Source organism: Arthrobacter sp. alpha11c, assembly GCF_054149985.1.
In genome coordinates this window covers 3,608,162-3,624,782 of record NZ_CP196747.1, presented here as the reverse complement: position 1 = coordinate 3,624,782, position 16,621 = coordinate 3,608,162, and the positions used below count along the sequence as shown (strand labels likewise).

At 61.4% G+C, this 16,621-nt stretch carries 16 protein-coding genes and 1 tRNA gene; 3 read left to right on the top strand and 14 right to left on the bottom strand.

The window, feature by feature from the left end; all coding sequences use genetic code 11:
- Positions 1 to 529 precede the first annotated feature (529 nt).
- The 6 genes from ACTAQJ_RS16725 to ACTAQJ_RS16700 all read right to left on the bottom strand — a co-directional run bounded on the left by ACTAQJ_RS16725 (position 530) and on the right by ACTAQJ_RS16700 (position 3,993).
- Complete coding sequence (locus ACTAQJ_RS16725; RefSeq protein WP_498697774.1) at positions 530 to 1,147, bottom strand: DNA-3-methyladenine glycosylase I; 618 nt, start codon at positions 1,145 to 1,147, stop codon at positions 530 to 532.
- A gap of 119 nt (positions 1,148 to 1,266) precedes the next feature.
- Complete coding sequence (locus tag ACTAQJ_RS16720) at positions 1,267 to 1,983, bottom strand: alpha-ketoglutarate-dependent dioxygenase AlkB family protein (RefSeq protein WP_431117366.1); 717 nt, start codon at positions 1,981 to 1,983, stop codon at positions 1,267 to 1,269.
- Positions 1,980 to 2,609, bottom strand: coding sequence for a methylated-DNA--[protein]-cysteine S-methyltransferase (locus ACTAQJ_RS16715; protein WP_498697772.1), 630 nt, complete (start codon positions 2,607 to 2,609; stop codon positions 1,980 to 1,982). The genes ACTAQJ_RS16720 and ACTAQJ_RS16715 overlap by 4 nt, the downstream gene beginning before the upstream one ends.
- Positions 2,606 to 3,184 carry an RNA polymerase sigma factor gene (locus tag ACTAQJ_RS16710; protein WP_498697770.1) on the bottom strand — a complete coding sequence of 193 codons (579 nt, stop codon included), beginning with the start codon at positions 3,182 to 3,184 and terminating at the stop codon, positions 2,606 to 2,608. The genes ACTAQJ_RS16715 and ACTAQJ_RS16710 overlap by 4 nt, the downstream gene beginning before the upstream one ends.
- On the bottom strand, positions 3,184 to 3,693 hold the full coding sequence (locus ACTAQJ_RS16705) for a methylated-DNA--[protein]-cysteine S-methyltransferase (RefSeq protein ID WP_477521088.1): 510 nt from the start codon (positions 3,691 to 3,693) through the stop codon (positions 3,184 to 3,186). The genes ACTAQJ_RS16710 and ACTAQJ_RS16705 overlap by 1 nt, the downstream gene beginning before the upstream one ends.
- A gap of 45 nt (positions 3,694 to 3,738) precedes the next feature.
- Positions 3,739 to 3,993 carry a cell division protein CrgA gene (locus ACTAQJ_RS16700; protein WP_216924354.1) on the bottom strand — a complete coding sequence of 85 codons (255 nt, stop codon included), beginning with the start codon at positions 3,991 to 3,993 and terminating at the stop codon, positions 3,739 to 3,741.
- A 158-nt stretch (positions 3,994 to 4,151) separates the two neighbouring features.
- On the opposite strand from ACTAQJ_RS16700, the gene ACTAQJ_RS16695 reads away from it, so the two are divergent.
- Together ACTAQJ_RS16695 and ACTAQJ_RS16690 are read left to right on the top strand one after the other, a co-directional pair.
- Positions 4,152 to 4,976, top strand: coding sequence for a class E sortase (locus tag ACTAQJ_RS16695; protein WP_498702211.1), 825 nt, complete (start codon positions 4,152 to 4,154; stop codon positions 4,974 to 4,976).
- A 170-nt stretch (positions 4,977 to 5,146) separates the two neighbouring features.
- Positions 5,147 to 5,788, top strand: coding sequence for an aminodeoxychorismate/anthranilate synthase component II (locus ACTAQJ_RS16690; RefSeq protein WP_224094520.1), 642 nt, complete (start codon positions 5,147 to 5,149; stop codon positions 5,786 to 5,788).
- 25 nt (positions 5,789 to 5,813) lie between these two features.
- On the opposite strand, the gene pknB is transcribed toward ACTAQJ_RS16690, so the two are convergent.
- Genes pknB through ACTAQJ_RS16655 form a run of 7 tightly spaced genes read right to left on the bottom strand, consistent with a single transcriptional unit; the run spans position 5,814 to position 15,382 of the window.
- Positions 5,814 to 7,715 carry a Stk1 family PASTA domain-containing Ser/Thr kinase gene (gene pknB / locus ACTAQJ_RS16685; RefSeq protein WP_498697762.1) on the bottom strand — a complete coding sequence of 634 codons (1,902 nt, stop codon included), beginning with the start codon at positions 7,713 to 7,715 and terminating at the stop codon, positions 5,814 to 5,816.
- Positions 7,716 to 7,724: 9 nt separating this feature from the next.
- Positions 7,725 to 9,575 carry a protein kinase domain-containing protein gene (locus ACTAQJ_RS16680; RefSeq protein WP_498697759.1) on the bottom strand — a complete coding sequence of 617 codons (1,851 nt, stop codon included), beginning with the start codon at positions 9,573 to 9,575 and terminating at the stop codon, positions 7,725 to 7,727.
- Positions 9,572 to 11,029 carry a penicillin-binding transpeptidase domain-containing protein gene (locus tag ACTAQJ_RS16675; protein ID WP_431117372.1) on the bottom strand — a complete coding sequence of 486 codons (1,458 nt, stop codon included), beginning with the start codon at positions 11,027 to 11,029 and terminating at the stop codon, positions 9,572 to 9,574. The genes ACTAQJ_RS16680 and ACTAQJ_RS16675 overlap by 4 nt, the downstream gene beginning before the upstream one ends.
- Positions 11,026 to 12,456, bottom strand: a complete 1,431-nt coding sequence (locus tag ACTAQJ_RS16670; protein ID WP_498697755.1) for an FtsW/RodA/SpoVE family cell cycle protein — start codon at positions 12,454 to 12,456, stop codon at positions 11,026 to 11,028. The genes ACTAQJ_RS16675 and ACTAQJ_RS16670 overlap by 4 nt, the downstream gene beginning before the upstream one ends.
- The gene (locus tag ACTAQJ_RS16665; protein ID WP_498697751.1) at positions 12,453 to 14,144 is read right to left on the bottom strand and encodes a PP2C family protein-serine/threonine phosphatase; all 1,692 of its coding nucleotides are present in this window, start codon (positions 14,142 to 14,144) and stop codon (positions 12,453 to 12,455) included. The genes ACTAQJ_RS16670 and ACTAQJ_RS16665 overlap by 4 nt, the downstream gene beginning before the upstream one ends.
- Positions 14,145 to 14,147: 3 nt before the next feature.
- Positions 14,148 to 14,627, bottom strand: a complete 480-nt coding sequence (locus tag ACTAQJ_RS16660; protein WP_477521135.1) for an FHA domain-containing protein FhaB/FipA — start codon at positions 14,625 to 14,627, stop codon at positions 14,148 to 14,150.
- A 5-nt stretch (positions 14,628 to 14,632) separates the two neighbouring features.
- Positions 14,633 to 15,382 carry an FHA domain-containing protein gene (locus ACTAQJ_RS16655; protein WP_498697749.1) on the bottom strand — a complete coding sequence of 250 codons (750 nt, stop codon included), beginning with the start codon at positions 15,380 to 15,382 and terminating at the stop codon, positions 14,633 to 14,635.
- 386 nt (positions 15,383 to 15,768) lie between these two features.
- On the opposite strand from ACTAQJ_RS16655, the gene ACTAQJ_RS16650 reads away from it, so the two are divergent.
- Positions 15,769 to 15,851, top strand: a tRNA-Leu gene (locus ACTAQJ_RS16650).
- Positions 15,852 to 15,919: 68 nt separating this feature from the next.
- Here the strand turns inward: ACTAQJ_RS16650 and ACTAQJ_RS16645 are convergent.
- Complete coding sequence (locus ACTAQJ_RS16645) at positions 15,920 to 16,618, bottom strand: FadR/GntR family transcriptional regulator (RefSeq protein ID WP_477521094.1); 699 nt, start codon at positions 16,616 to 16,618, stop codon at positions 15,920 to 15,922.
- Positions 16,619 to 16,621: the final 3 nt, after the last annotated feature.

The following is a 16,621-nucleotide window of genomic DNA, read 5'->3' as shown; positions in this document are numbered from 1 at the left end:
GGATAAAGCTGTTAATGATGCCGTGGAGGGTCCTCTATCAACAGGCTTATCAACAATGTTAATAACTTACACGCGTGTAGTTCAGGACCGTTGCCGTTCCTTTTTGGCCGCAAGTGCGCGGATCCAGCAGCAGAAACCCACAAGTTTTCCCCACCTGTGGATAACTTGTGGGTAGGGGGCTGTTGTTAAGTGGGTAACTCCCCCGGGTCGCGAAGGTCGTGAAGGTGACGACTGAGGGAGGAAGGCTTGCTTCGAGATGATTTTGGGCTCCGTCTCGGCGGTTAAAACGCGTGTGAGTAAATCCAGCAATGCTGCACCGGTGAACTTTCAATGAAGATGCGGCCACTATCCACAGCGTGATGCACAGTGGGCATAACTCCTACCTGTCGGTCCTGAGTCCAGGATCAGCACTGCGACGGGGGATTCCAGGGAAAGTACATGGATGTCCACAGAACTTATCCACGCCTGTGGAAAAAGTTACGCACTTCTGTGGAAAAGAACTGTGGACGTCGGTGGGAAGGGCCAAGCCCTACTTCTGACCTTGCTCCAGCCAAACGCCCGACGTACCGCGCCCGTGGCTATCAACCAAGTGGGTATCGATGATCCCCACGGCTTCCATGAGGGCATACATGGTGGTGGGTCCAACGAACGCGAAGCCCTTCTTGCGAAGCGCCTTGGACAATGCAATGGATTCCGGCGAGGTAGTGGGGATTTCTGCGTAGGATCGGGGCGCAGGGGTGGTTTCGGGCTTGAAGGACCACACGAAGTCCACCAAGCCGCCCTCTGCCCTCAGGGCGATGGTGGCCTTGGCATTGGTGATGGCCGCCTGGATCTTCAAGCGGTTCCTGACGATGCCTGCGTCCAGCATGAGCCGCTCGACATCCGTGTCCGTGAAAGCAGCGACGCTTTCAGGGTGGAAATCCAGGAAAGCCTTCCGGAAGGCATCCCGCTTCCGAAGGATGGTTGCCCATGACAGGCCGGCTTGGAATGCCTCGAGACTGATGCGCTCATACATTCCTTGCTCGTCCCGGACCGGCATGCCCCACTCGTGATCGTAGTAAGCCTGCATCAGGGGATCCGAGGCAGCCCACAGCGGCCGCGCCAGGCCATCCTGGCCGATGATGATGCCGGTTTCTTCCGTGGTCATGAACGCTCCTCTGCGGCCGTCCCGCGGACGCCAACCTTTGCTCTTGCCTTTAGGGACATTCTGCCCGTTGGCAGTGACATTTTGCCCGCCTGGGACATTTAGCCGCGGCGATCCGGTCCCTAGGACAGTCCGGTGACACGCATCGTGATGTTGATCCGTCCATGGGAGAGCCCACACCCTTCCGGGCAGGTTCCCGGGAGAACCTTTGGGATGCCGTGATACGCGAACCTTGATGCCCCGCCGAAAACGAAAAGGTCTCCGGATCGGAGTTCGACGTCCGTGTATGGCTTGGTACGCGTCTGGGTGTTGCCGAAGCGGAAGAGGCACGTCTCCCCGATGCTGAGGGACACTACCGGAGCATTGGAACGTTCATCTTTGTCCTGATGCATCCCCATGGCGGCGCCGCGATCGTAGAAGTTCACCAGTGCTGCATCGGGTGTGTAATTGACAGCGAGCTCGGCGAGGGCCTCGTTGCCTTCCGGCCCTGACGAGTAAGCATCGGATACGGCCTTCCTGCCCAAGCGAACCATCCACTCCGGGAACTCGAGTACGGGCTGGCCGTTTACATCCGTAGCTTCGCGCGTGTAGCGGTAGGGCTGCCAATGCCAGCCAAGGCAAAGGGTCCGGACAGACATCTGATGCCCTCCCGGCAATGTTGCTGCCCGGAGGGGCACCGGCCCGTGCGTCCAGTCGCCAAAGCGTTGCACGATCCACCTCTGCTGCTCCAGGCTGAGCCAGCCCGGCACGTGCACGGCGCCTGGAGCTATAACCCGAGGGGCGGCGTCGTGGGTGTCAGGTTGGATAAGCGTCAACGGAAACAGGGCGTCCTCGCTCATGCGGCAGCCTCAAGCGTAAGGAGCCTTCGTTTCGCTTCGGTTCCACCGAGGTAACCGCCGAAAGTGCCGTCGGACTTCACCACGCGGTGGCAAGGAACGATGACCGGCAGCGGGTTGGTAGCGCAGGCGGTTCCAACGGCGCGCACAGCTTTGGGGCTGCCGGCGGCCTGGGCCACCTGTGCGTAACTTTCGGTACTGCCGTAGGCGATCTGCGGCAAGTGGTGAAGGACGTTCAGGCGGAACCCGCGTGCGAGCTGGAAATCCAGGGGAAGGCTGAAATCCTTACGGGTGCCGCTGAAGTACTCGTCCAATTGGCGGGCAGCGGCCTCAAGTTGTGAAGGTGCATGCAGGATGCGGGGACTCACCGTGTTGGCCAGTAACTGTAATACGGCGTCGTGGTTCTCAAGCTCGAACGCTACCCGCACCACGCCATGCTCGGTGGCCGCCAAAAGCAACTTTCCCACAGGAGAGTCCACCACTGTGTAACCGATGTCCAGGGAATGACTTTCCTCTGCAGAGCGGACAAGTCGCGCGTGGAGGCTGGCCAGAGCAGGCTCGATTCCGGCGTCAAGGGGTTGAAGGAGTGTGGCAACCGCGGCGCGGTCCGAAAGGGATTCAAGAGTCATCGGATTTCTCCTTTCGCCGATGCTGGGACCGATGATGTAGTCACGGACGTGGAATGAACCAGGAACGCTCGGACGGATTCGGGCTCGTCGCGGAGCATGGAACGGAGGGCTTTCACACCGTCGGATCCCGCACGTCGTGCGGCATCTGGTGTCCCGCCCAGAAGTGACGCAATCTCCCGATATGGGAGGCCCGCCAAATAGTGGTAGGCCACTGCCTGGCGTTGTTTAGGTGGCAACTGCCCGACGGCGTTGAGTAGCTCCGCTTGATTGTCACCCGGAATGCCAATCTTCGAAGGCCGCTCTGGTGGCTGATCGACAGGCAAGGCGCGCCGATTGCTGGAACGGATGAGGTCGATGCATTTCCGATGCGCAATAGTGACGAGCCAGGCCTCAAGGTTGGCATCTGCAGGGAGGGCGCCATAAGCCTGCAAAGCCGCAAGAAAGGTTTCGGACCAGGCGTCGTCGGCATCGTGAAGACCCACCACTGCACGGCATACCCGGAGCACAGTGCCGCCATGTTCCTGGACGACTGCTTCGAACGGCCTCTTGGTGTGGGCCTGCTGCCGGCGCTGCATCAGAAGAGCTTGCTCTCTTTCACGGCGGCAGGCTCTTCGAGCTCGAGGAGGAAGCGCTTGTTGCGCAGGCCACCCGCGTAGCCAGTGAGTTGCCCGTTGCGCCCCACCACGCGGTGGCACGGGATGATGATGCTGATGGGGTTTCGACCCACTGCGGACCCGACAGCCTGGGCCAGGTGGGGATCGCCCATCTCGAGAGCCAGTTCACCGTAGCTGATGGTTTCCCCAAAAGGAATGTGTTGGAGCCGCTCCCAGACCTTCTCTTGGAAGGCATTGCCCCGGGCTTCAAAGGGAACGTCGAAGTGGGTGCGCTTTCCTTCGAGGTACTCACCGAGTTCGCCGCGGGTCTGATCGAAGAGTGGTTCCTCGATCCCTGCCGGGACTCCAAAGTAGTCCGGCGGAGGCATGTGCCAATGGCCTTCGTAAAAGATGCCCGTCAAAAACTCCCCACGGGCAGTCAGCGTCAGCTGCCCCAGCGGGGAATCCATGGTGGTGTGCCTGGTGTTCATATCCTGTAGACGTTCGCGGGCACCGAAATGTGAGGTGTGGGATTCCTAGGCGCGCCAGCGCGTGGTCATAAGGAATCCGACGATTGCGATGCCGAACCCAGCCACGATGTTCCACGAAGCCCATTCCTGAACGGGGAACCGGCCCTCGGTTATATAGAACGTGATGATCCAGATCAGTCCAATGATCATGAGGCCAAACATGACCGGCTTGTACCAAACGGGATTCGGCTTGTACTGCTGCGCGGCGGAAGTCTGCTGGGCCTGACGGGCAGGCCGCTTTCGGGGCTTGGACTCGGGCACGGATCCTCCTTGGCTGTTCGATTGAAACCCGATGCTGCCGGCCTTGGTATCCTGCAGGAAGGAAAAAATCCAGCGGTCAACGGCCACGCGGTGCTCCGGGTTGTTACTAGCTGTCAAGTCTAGCCGCAACCGGGGTAGGCCAGCGCCGCCCGCGCCCTATACGAGGAGACCCTGTGGCGGACCAGCAGACGACGGCGGCTGCAGCCGTGCCGTCCGCCCGCGGGACGCAGCGAAAACCTCCCCGCGCCCGGCTCAGAGCCTCGGACGTTATGCGCAAAATCAGTCAGGTACTGGGCGAGTTGCTCATCACCGCAGGCATTGTCCTCCTGCTTTTTGTGGGCTGGGAGCTATGGTGGACCAACGTGGAGGCCGACGCCAAGCAGACCGAAGCCGTGAAGAGTTTTGCACAGGAATTTGCGGGACCGGTGACACCGGCTGCCAGCCAGGCTACGGACTACGGCCCGCCCGTCGTCGGGACAGCTCCTGCACATGGGAAAACGATCGGGATCATGTACATCCCGCGATTCGGTCCGGACTACACGCGGCCCATTATCGAGGGAACAGACCAGGATGTCCTGGACACACTGGGCCTGGGACACTACGGAAACACCAGCATGCCCGGAGCCCTGGGCAATTTTGCCGTCGCGGGACACCGGCAGACCCACGGCGCTGTACTGGATAACATCCACACACTGGTCCCCGGTGACAAAATCTACGTCCAGACGCCAGATGGCTATTACACCTATGTTTTCCGCAACAACCAGATTGTGTTGCCCAGCCAAACCGACGTTCTGATGCCGGTCCCCACCCAACCCGGTGTCACGCCACGTGAAAGCATCCTGACCATGACCAGTTGCAACCCGCGCTTCGGATCCCAGGAACGCATCATCGCCTACTCCGTCCTTGAGGGGTGGCGACCGGCCTCGGCGGGACCGCCGTCGGAAATCGCCACCCAAGTAGCCCAAGCCCAAGGAAAGGGGTAACGGATGTACGCCTGGATCTTCAGGAATTTGCCCGGCCCCTTGTGGGTGCGGATACTGACATCGGTGGCGCTTGTGGCCGTAGCCCTCGTCCTGATGGTGGAGTTCCTCTTCCCGTGGTTCTCCCAATTCACTTCTTTGACCGACTCAACGATTGGTTTAGTGCAGCAGCCATGAGCTCAACAAAAATCCTCGTCGTGGACAACTACGACAGCTTCGTTTACACCTTGGTGGGCTACCTGCAAGAACTCGGCGCCGAGACAACCGTGGTCCGAAATGACGACGTGACACTCGCAGAAGCCAAAGAGCTTGCCGCAGCCCGCGATGGAGTCCTCATCTCTCCCGGTCCAGGAACGCCGGCAGAAGCTGGTGTTTGCATCGACCTCATCAAGTGGTGTGGCGAGGCCGCCAAGCCTATGTTCGGAGTGTGCCTTGGCCACCAGGCCCTTGCCGAAGCTTATGGCGGCGTGGTCACCCATGCGCCCGAGCTGATGCACGGCAAAACCTCGCCTGTGCAGCACGAAGGCAAGAGCGTCTTTGTCGGGCTTCCGTCGCCTGTGACGGCTACGCGCTACCACTCACTCGCTGCGGTTCGCGACTCGATTCCGGACGTCCTGGAGATCACAGCCGAGACCACCAACGGTGTGGTCATGGGCCTGCAACACAAGACCGCTCCCCTCTGCGGTGTGCAGTTCCACCCGGAATCAGTCCTCACCGAAGGTGGCTACCAGATGCTGGGCAACTGGCTGGAGTCCCTCGGCATGACCGGCGCCGCGGAACGTGCTTCGAAGCTGAGCCCGCTGATCCAGCACTGAGGTGTAGCCAGGGGGCGGCGACTGATTAGTCCCTCTTGGTGGGCGTCGGCTTGGGGCTCGAGGTATCTGTTGGCGTAGGTGTGGGAGTCGGAGCCGGGGCTTTGGCTACCGTTACCGTTACTGTCTTGCCCTGGTCCACTTCAGTGTTGAAGGTTTCGCTTTGCGCCGTGACCTTGCCGGGGGTCACCTGGGAATTTTCCTGCTCCACCACGGTCATGACGAGGCCGTTCTCCTTCAGCAGCGCTTCGGCTTCCGACTGGGCAAGACCGATCAGTTGGGGCATCAGCACTTTGCCGGAGGAGACCTGCAGCTCAACGTTGGAACCTGCGGCTATGGGCGCCCCCGGGGCTGGACCCGTGGTGATGACGAGTCCGATCGGAACGGTGGGGCTATGCGTCCTCACGCTGGAGATGTTGCCCGTGATTCCCAGGCGCCGGAGGGTGTCGCGGGCATCTGACTCTGTGCGGCCCACAATGTCTGCAGGGATAGTTACCGAGCTGGGACCGCTGGAGATGTTGAGGATGACCTCAGCGTTCTGTTCAAGCATTGAGCCCGCACTGGGTGCCGTGCCGATCGCCATGTCCTTGGCAACCTTGTCACTGGCCACACGTGCCGTTTTGGGGACCAGCTTTGCGGAGTAGAGCTCTTGCAGCGCCTGGGACTCCGACATGTTGGTCACCGAGGGAACCGCCACCTTGGCCGGTGTCGCGGGGGGCGCGTTGACGAGGCTGTAGATCCAGAATCCGGCGCCTGCGAGAACAAGGATAGTGAAGATTGCCAGCGTCGCCGCCCAAGTACGACGGCGGGACTTCTGGCGCGCGGTCCGCTCACGTTCGGGTGGGAGGTCCAAGGGAAGCGCTTCGTCCAGCGGCTCCTCCATGGGGTCCTGGGGCACGTCCTTGTAGTGCTCGACATCCAGGAATCCAACGGCTGTTGCGCTCAAGAGCTGCGTGTCCGGGTCTTCGGATGAAATGAGGTCGTTCGGATCGGTGGGTGCCTCGCTGGCGGGAAGAGCGGGTACGGGGATGCCATTGCTCGCGGCCCTGAGTGCCCGCCGGAAAGCAGCCGCATCCTGGAATCGGTCCGACCGGCTCTTTTGCAGGGCCTTGGCAAGGACGGAATCCAAAGCCTCGGAAACTTCGGGGTTATGGACGCTGGGAAGGTCTGGCGTCTCCCGGACGTGCTGGTAGGCCACTGAAACCGGGCTGTCGCCTACGAATGGTGGCCGGCTGGTAAGCAGTTCATACAGAAGGCAGCCGGCAGAGTAGAGATCACTGCGGGCATCAACGGTCTCGCCCCGTGCTTGTTCGGGGGAAAGATATTGGGCTGTTCCCACCACAGCCTGCGTCTGCGTCATGGTGGCAGCGGAGTCAGCCATGGCGCGGGCGATGCCAAAGTCCATGACCTTGACGTCCCCGGTATCAGCACAGACCATGACGTTGGCCGGCTTGATATCGCGGTGCACAATGCCCGCCCGGTGGCTGTACTCCAGCGCCGCGAGGACGCCAAGGGTGTAGCCGATGGAGTCTTCAACACCGAGTTCGTGCGCTTTGATCATGTCCCGCAGGGTCCGTCCTGCGACGAACTCCATCACGATGTATGGGACACGCACGTCCTCACCCGGTCCGCCCGGGACAGAGTACTCACCAGTATCGAAGATGGCCACGATGGAAGGGTGGTTCAGTGCCGCGACAGCCTGGGCCTCGCGTTTGAAACGGGCCTGGAACTGGGGATCGCGGGCCAGGTCAGCGCGCAGGACTTTGACGGCAATGGTGCGCCCCAGCAGCGTATCTGACCCACGGTAGACGTCTGCCATGCCACCACGGCCGATCAGGTCACCGAGTTCATAGCGACCATTGAGGATGCGCTGCGAAGAGACAGGTGTGCTCTCCTCTCGGTGCGCTGGACCGGGCCGTGGCGTAGACATGGCGGCTACTTAATTGCTCGGGCTGCCGGAGCCGCTGGGGCTGGCGCTCGGGGACGTTGGATTGCTCGGTACAAGCGACTTGGACAGGTGGTATGTGACTACCGAACCAGCGGCAACCTTTGTTCCAGGGGCTGGCTCGGACCGTACGAAGGTGCCTGGTTTCTGGCCAACGGCACCATTCACGGGATCGCCCGGGACCCACCGCAGGTTCGCGGCTTCGATCAGTCCGCGGACCTCGTCCTCGCTGAGGCCTACACCGATGCTGGGCACGGACACCATTTCCGGACCCTTGGAGTACTGGACAGTGATAACTTCCCCTGGATCAACAGGACCGGTGGGGTTAAGGTCGGTTACCGTGCCCACCGCGGCAGTGTTGAACACTTCCTGCCCGTTTACCTGCAGGCCCAATCCAACGAGCTGGCTGCGGACAGTCTCAAACGGTTGTCCAAGATACTCCTCAGGGATGAGGTTGATCTTCTGGGGGGTGGACTGCGTCGGTGTCGGTGAAGGGGCCTGGGACGTCTGGGTTGGGGTGGCCGATTGCGACGTTGGACTTGCGCTCCGGCTTGGGCTTGCGGATGTGGATTCGCTCGGACCGGGATTCGGGGAGAAGAAGCCCGACTGTGAAATCAGGAAACCAACCAGTGCGAAGAGCACCAGCAGGATCAGGGCAACGAGTGGCCAGGTCCAGGGGCTCCGCTTCTTACGCTCCGGCTCGACGTCGTCGTAGTTGTCGTCATCGCTGTAGATAACTTCTTCTTCGTCGTTCAGCTGCCGCTCTGCCTCAAGTGCATTCGCCCGCGACAAAGGGTTGTCGGCGGAAGCGCCGGCAGCTCCAACGGCAGCCCCTGCTGCGCCTCCAACAGCGGCGGTGGCGCCGATCACCGGAAGTGCGGAAGTCGACGTCGTGGAATGCTCCTTGCCAAACGGCGAGGTAACGACGCCGGTGGGGGCCGTAGCGGTATTGACAGGTGCCGTGATGGGTCCAGTAGCGGCTTCGAAGAGAAGCATTCCCGGCACCGCGGCGTGGGCAGTGGTGATATCGCCGTTGCGGATAGCCTCGGCTGCCTCAGCCAGCTTGATGGCGTTGGCTGGACGGTTCTTGGGATCCTTGGCGAGCATGGACATCAGGAGGGCACGCACCGGAGTAGGCAGCGTCTCCGGAAGTGGTGGCGGAGCGTCGTTGACCTGTGCAAGCGCAATGGCGATCTGCGATTCACCGGAGAACGGACGGTGGCCGGTGAGGCATTCGTAACCGATGACGCCCAGCGAGTAGATGTCAGACGAGCCAGTGGCAGTTTGTCCTGTTGCCTGCTCGGGAGCAAGGTACTGTGCGGTACCCATGACCTGGCCGGTCTGGGTCAGCGGCACCTGGTCAGCCAGGCGGGCGATACCGAAGTCGGTGACCTTGACGCGGTTGTCAGGCGTGATGAGGAGGTTGCCCGGCTTGATGTCACGGTGGACCAGGCCCTGGGCATGGGCCACGGCCAGGGCGCGCGCCGTCTGGGAGATGATCGAAAGGGTCATGTCAGGCGACAGGACCTGCTCGCGCTCAAGGATGCCGCTCAACGGATGGCCGGGCACCAGTTCCATGACCAGGTACGCAGAGCCGGCTTCTTCGCCGTAATCGAAGACGTTGGCAATACCCACGTGGTTAAGGAGTGCCGTGTGGCGGGCTTCAGCGCGGAAACGCTGGAGGAAGCCGGGGTCCCCGGTGTATTCCTCCTTGAGCACCTTGATGGCAACGATCCTGCCCAGGATCTGGTCCTTGGCCTTCCAGACCTCGCCCATGCCGCCAATCGCAATGCGACTGGTCAGCTGGAACCTGCCGCCGAGTGTGATTCCCGAAGTAGGTCTCACTTATTCAACACCGCCTCAAAAATCTTCTTTGCGTTCGGACTGGTTAGCTTGGCGCCTGTGAGCACATCCACACCTTCCATGACGATGGTGACGGCCACTTGCGGATCGTTCGCCGGGGCGAACCCGGTGAACCAAGAATTGTTCAAACCTGAATCGCCGAGCTCGGCGGTACCGGTTTTACCGGCTACCTGGACTCCCGGGACGGCAGCGCCGCTGGCGATGCCGTTGGAGACCGCGCTGCTCATCCACTGGGTGATCTGGTTCGCGATGGGTTGGGTGGTGCTTGTACGGAGGGCCTCGGGCTTGAACTCGCTGATTACCCGGAGATCGGGTGCACGGACTGTCTTGACCAGGTTGGGCTTCATTTGCACACCCCCGTTGGCAATTGCCGCAGTCATCAGGTTGATCTGCAGCGGGGTTGCCTTGACGTCGCGCTGACCCACTGACGACTGGGCTAGCTGCGCTTGGTCCAGATCCTTCGGGAAGACACTGACGGCCTGCTGGAGCTTGAGCTGCTCGCCGAAGGTGTCCCCGAAACCGAACTTCTCTGCCTGCTCCCGAATGGCGTCCTGGCCCAGGTCCAGCGCGATGCTCGCAAAGGGTGTGTTGCACGACTGTTCCAGGGCGAAGGAGAACGTTGCCGTTTCACGGACGTTGCAGTTGCCGCCGGCGTAGTTGGGCAAGCTCGCACTGGATCCAGGGAGGGGCAGGCTGCTGGGGTTTGGCAGTTCGCTGTCCTTGTTGTACTTGCCGGAATTCAGGGCGGCCGCAGTATCGACGAGCTTGAACACCGAGCCTGGGGACAACAAGTTACCTGTGGGCCCGCTGACGTTCTGGTTCAAGTTGATGCCGGGAATCTTGTTCAGCTCGGCATAATTGGCCGCTGCGGCAGCGGTGTCATGGGTAGCGATCAGGTTGGGGTCGTAGGACGGCTTGGAAACCATGGCCAGGACGGCGCCGGTTTTCGGGTTGGTCACAACGATCGAGCCACGCTGACCCTCTGGGATGAGGTCGTAGGCAAGTTGCTGGATGGCGGGATCGAGCGTGAGTTCCACGGAGGCGCCCTTGGGCTCATTGCCCAGGAACATCTGGCTGACGCGGTCCAGGAACAGCTGGTCAGAGTTTCCGGCCAACTGGTCACTCAGGGACTGCTCGAGCCCCGTAGAACCAAATCCCCTGGAGAAGTATCCGGTGATGCCCGCATAAAGTGCCGGCTGGGTGTACTTGCGTTGGAACGCGCAGGACTCGTTTCCCGGTACGGACTCTGCAATCGGCTTACCGGCGACGATGATCGCCCCGCGGTCGTTGCAGAACGTTGCCAGGATGGCCCGCTGATTCCATGGATTGGCATTGAGATCGTCAGCGCCAATGACCTGGACGTAGCTGATGGCGCCGAAAATCAACGCGAACATGGCGACGGCAGCCATCCACGAACTTCTAATTGCCTGGTTCATGGGTGCTTCACCGCTTCCGTGGGTGCGTCCGGTGTGGGTACAGGGGCCGACTTGCGGGCGGCCGGGTTGGTGCTGCTTGCCGGAGGTTTGTTGACCATCGGAGTGGTATCTATGGGCCCGCGGGCTGTGTTGGAGATCATGAGCAGGAGACCGACGATTATCCAGTTGGCCAGAAGCGAGGATCCACCGGCGGCCAGGAACGGCGTGGTGAGGCCTGTCAGCGGGATAAGCCTGGTGACGCCTCCAATGACCACGAAGCACTGGAGCGCGATTGCGAAGGAGAGCCCACAAGCCAGCAACTTACCGAACGCATCCCGGGTGCCCAGTGCCGCACGGAAACCGCGGGTAAAGAGCAACAGGTAGAGCATCACGACGGCGAACAGGCCAATGAGACCGAGTTCTTCCCCGATGAGTGCCACGATCATGTCACTGTTGGCGAAGGGCACCAGATCCGGCCTGCCTTGGCCAAGGCCAGTGCCCACCAGGCCGCCATCAGCCATGCCGAACAAGCCTTGGACGATCTGGCCACTGCCACCGGGTGACCTGCCAAAGACCTCCGGGGTGAAGGCGTTGATCCAGCTGTCGATCCGGAACGCAACGTGCGAGAAGATCTTCGAAGCGATGAAGCCCCCGCCAAGGATCAGGGCAAGGCCGATCACCACCCACGAGATGCGGCTTGTGGCGACGTAGATCATCACAATGAAGAGGCCGAAGAAGAGGACTGACGATCCAAGGTCGCGCTGGAATACGAGGACGCCAATGCTCACCAACCAGGCGGTGATCATGGGACCCAGATCCTTGAACCGCGGGAACTGCATGGGGCCGATTTTCCTTCCGGCCAGCAGGATGAGGTCCCGGTTGGAAGACAGATACCCGGCAAAGAATATGGCCAGGGTGATCTTGGCAATTTCACCGGGCTGGAACGTCATCGGGCCGATCTTGATCCATACGCTCGCACCCAGTACTTCACCGGCAGAGATGCCGGGAACGAGCGGCAAAATCAGAAGGAATGCACTCGCTGCCAAGGAAATGTAGGTAAACCGGGGAAGGACGCGGTGGTCCTTGAGGAACCAAATGACAGCGATGGATACTGCCATGGCGATAAGCGTCCAACGGAGCTGATTATTACCGGTATCGTCGCCGGGGCCGTCCATGCGGTGGATCAAAGCGAGGCCGAGCCCGTTCAAGGCAACGACGATCGGAAGTATTACTGGGTCGGCATACTTAGCGCGCAGTCTCAGAACAACGTGGAAGGCGAAGGCAGCCACAGCAAGCAGGCTGGATTGGAACCAGAAGTCGCTGTCCAGTCCACTTTCGGAATTGATGCTCACCAGAGCACTGGCGCCGATGCCAACGGCAAGCGCAAGCAGGATGAGCACCAGCTCAACATTGCGGCGCGGCTTGGGCGCGGTCTCAGTCTGGATCATTTTGCCGCCTCACAGGGAGTCGGTACGGGCGAAGGCGTGGGGCTGGCAATGGCCGCTGTACTTGGAATTGGAACACTTGTTGTCGCTGACGGAGTGGGGGAAGGAGTGGTGCTGGGGCACGTTCCCGACGTACTGCCGTAGTTCTTCAGGTTCTCGACAATACGCTGGGCATCATCAAGGTCTCCGGCAGGAACGGTCTGCCGAACACTCTGTTGACCGTACTCGGGAAGGGACTCAACACGGAGGTCAGTAACAGCCTCAAGCCGGGACAACTGGATGGGTCCGAGCCGCTGCGAAATGCCGTTGAAGATTGCTACCCGGGAATCGTACTCGCCCACGTAATAGCGGGTCTGCGTCCAAGCGTAGCCAAGCCATAGGCCAACCACGACGCCGAGCACAACAACAGCAGCAACAGCGGGCATGAGCCAGCGAATGCGGCGTCGTGCCGGTTCTTCGACTTCCAGGCGGTCCTGCTCGGCTTTGTGGGTCAGGACCGTAGCCGCGCGTCGGGCAACAGTGCGGCCCGCTACCGTCGGGATTGATCCCGTTTCGGCGGCTGTAGCTGCGGCACCCACAAGCTCATGGGGACGGCTGGCGAGCTCTTCGCGGAGGACCTCAGCGGACAGGTGCTCACCCAGGTGCGGGTCAGTAGTGGTGGGCGGCTCTTTGGAGGTTCCGGCTTCGTCAGCCGACTCAGCCTTCTCCGCGGTTGGGTCGCTGGTGCTGAAGGATGAACCGGCGTCGGCAATCTTGCCATCATTGGGCGCAGTTGCCTTTAGCTCGCCCGGACTGGCGTCTGCGGGCTTGGTGGCGGAGGGACCTTCCGTCGGCTTATCTGCAGCAGACGATTCCGGCTCGTCCAGCGCGGCAAGCGCCGCGGGAGGAACGACGTCGACGGCGGCCGTGTTGACGTCGTCGTCGGTCTCCTCAACAATCTCCAGCACGACCACGGTGACGTTGTCCGGGGCGCCGGCTTCCAACGTGAGATTAACCAGGATTTCCGCGCATTCCCGCAGGTCATTGGTTTCCCGGAATACCCGCTCCACCACGTGTCCTGCCACGTAGTTGAGGCCATCTGAGCAGAGCAACCAGCGTTCGCCCGGCTCGACGTCGAGGGCATCCAAGTCCAGCTCAGGGCTGGCGTCGACGTCACCCAGGACGCGCATCAGAACGTTTTTGTGGGGATGTGTTTCGGCTTCTTCGGGGCGGAGCCGGCCTTCATCGATAAGGCGTTGAACGAACGTGTGGTCAATGCTGACTTGCTCGAACTTCTTGTTCCGCAGGCGGTAGGCCCGGGAATCGCCGATGTGGGCGAAATGCAGTTTGCGGCCCTCAAGGAGCAGGGCTGTGACGGTGGTGCCCATGCCGGAGAGTTTGGGATTCTGATGCACCAGCTCAGACAGCAACGAATTGGCGGTCTGGATCTCATCGGCGAGGATCGTGTCGGCGCCGTCCGGGTAGTCATCATGATCGAGGTGGATCATGTCCAGCACCGTGGAGGCCGAGGCGACGTCTCCGCCCGCGTGACCGCCCATGCCATCGGCAACGACTGCAAGATGGCGGCCCACATACGCGGAGTCGTCATTCTTGGAGCGGATCCGTCCGACGTCGGATCGCGCGGCGTAGCGCATGATGAGTGGGCGCTCCGCCGGCGTTTCCTTGCCTTCCGGGGTCTCGGGAGAGGCCATGGACTACGGCCTCAATTCAATAACCGTCTTGCCGATTCTCACGGGAACGCCAAGCTCCACCGGCAGGGCACGGGTGAGCTGTTGATCGGCCAGGTAGGTGCCGTTGGTGGACCCGAGGTCCTCAATGAACCAGCGGCTGCCCTGCGGGAACAAGCGTGCATGCCGGCCGGAAGCGTAGTCGTCTTCCAGGACCAGTGTGGCTTCCTGAGCGCGGCCCAACAGGATAGGGCTTGCCGCCAAGGGAAGCGTGGTGCCTTTGAGTGGGCCCTCAGTCACCACCAGATTGCGCGCATGCTGGATGGCGGGCGCCGGGGAGGCGGCCAATTCGGGGTGCTTGCGGACCTCGCGCGCTGTGGGGGCCCCGGTCACGGCCTTGCGGCCAATCTGGAAGTCGCGGCGCATGGTGGACACGATGCTGAAGACCAAGACCCACAGCAACAGCAGGAAACCGAAGCGAAGGGCCGTGATGGTCAGTTCGCTGATGTCGTTCACGCGTGGCCACCCAGGGTCTGGGGAAGGAGGCGGAAAATGATCTTGGTACGTCCCATCGTGATGGTTGAGCCGTCAGTGAGCTCCACGCTGCCGTCCACCTTGTGACCGTTGACGTAACTGCCATTGGTGGAACCAAGGTCAACGGCCCACGTAGTGCCGTTCTGGGTGCGGACCTCAAGGTGCTTCCTGGACACTCCGGTGTCATCCACCAGGATGTCTGCTTCCGAAGAGCGGCCCAGGACGACCGACTGGGCATTGAGGGAATACCGCTGACCGGCAATGTCCAGGACAGGCTGGAGCCGGGTGGGCTGCCGGGCGGGTGCAGCTGGAACATTTGGCCGTGGGGCCTGTGGCGCGGCAGCGGCGTCGTCGGAGGATTTCTCGGTCCGGGAAGTTATTTCGAAGTGTCCGGCGCGTTCCTCTTCATTTCGACGGAACGAAATGCGGACCGAGCCCTGGAGCGTGTAGCCCTGGCTGCGAACGTGCTGGATGACCACATCGCACAGTTCCTCTGCCAGCGGAGTCCCCCACTCCTGGGCGCGTCCGAAATCTTCGTCGCTGAGGAGGACATCGAACACATTGGGGGCGAGAGTGCGCCCGGCTGCGATGGTGATGGACTTATTGTCCAGCTCGCGCCGTAGCTTGCTCGCGATTTCCACCGGCTCAACACGTGCCCGCGACCCCGTGGAGAAGACGTTGCGGACAGCCTTTTCAATGCCGCGCTCGACTTTGTCCAGCAAACCCATGGTCCTTCTCCTTTCCTCGCCGCGGCACCCGCTGTGCCTGGTTCAATACTCCGTGCTTCGACCCGTCCACGCACACAGCAAAGTGAGCGCCGAACGGCCCTTCCACTTCCCGATACTACTGGGAGTGTCTGGGAATGGCCTTAATCCACAACGCCTTACGACGCGGAAAAGTTCGATTCCGGCCCGTCCTGACGGGGGAGCGAGGGGGTGAAATTTCCGTGCCGTTAAGCAGAAGTTGTACGCCTTGGGGGCCTCGCGGACGCGTTGTCCACACCCGGCAAGGACTCGATTGGTGTTTTGTCTGGGATGTCCGTTATGCTTGATCTCGCTGCTTTTGAAGGAAACGAAGCCGGGAGACCGGTGGAACGTCCTGAAAAAGAAGTTGCGCGCGAGTGGCGGAACGGCAGACGCGCTGGCTTCAGGTGCCAGTATCCGAAAGGGTGTGGGGGTTCAAATCCCCCCTCGCGCACGCAATTGAAAGAGCCCCGGTCTTAGGACCGGGGCTCTTTTGTTTTGTCCGGACCCCGAGCCCAAGTGTCAGCTGCGCGGCGAACCCTTGAACCGGCGTCGCGAATTGCTCAGGTGCAGGCGCATGGCCGCCGAGGCAGCGGCTGGGTCCGCATCGGCGATGGCCGCGTATATAGAGGAGTGCTCGTGGACCACTTGTTCGAAGCGTTCCCGGGAGTCCTCCTCGTCACTGGCCAGTAGGCGTGTGCGGGGCATGGTGATCATCGTTTGGCCCAGCGCACTGATGCAGTCCGTATAAAAGGGATTGCCTGAGGCTGCAGCAACGGCCCGGTGGAATTCGAAGTCAGCCTTCATGGAGTGGGCCGGGTGGCCGGAACTTGCCGTGAATTGCTCCAGGGCGCCGTGCACTGCCTTTAATTGATGCTCCGTGTGATTCAGGGCCGCCAACGCAGCGGCTTCAGTCTCCACGCCGATCCGGAAGTCGAGCATCTGCAGCCGGTCTTCCATACTGACAACCGGCCTGGTGCCCGGAGCTTGAAGAGGGCCCTCCGATGGCGGGGTCAGTGCGAAGCTGCCCCGCCCACGCTCGGTTTCGACAAGTCCCTCCGCTTGCAAACGGGTCAGGGCGGAGCGGACTACTGTCCGGCTGACACCGTATTCGCTGATGAGGGTGTTTTCGCTGGGGAGTTTCTCACCTGGCTGGATGACGCCGTCGACGATGCGGTTGCGAAGGTCGGCGGCGAGATCCGCAGTCAGGTTTCGGCTCATGGG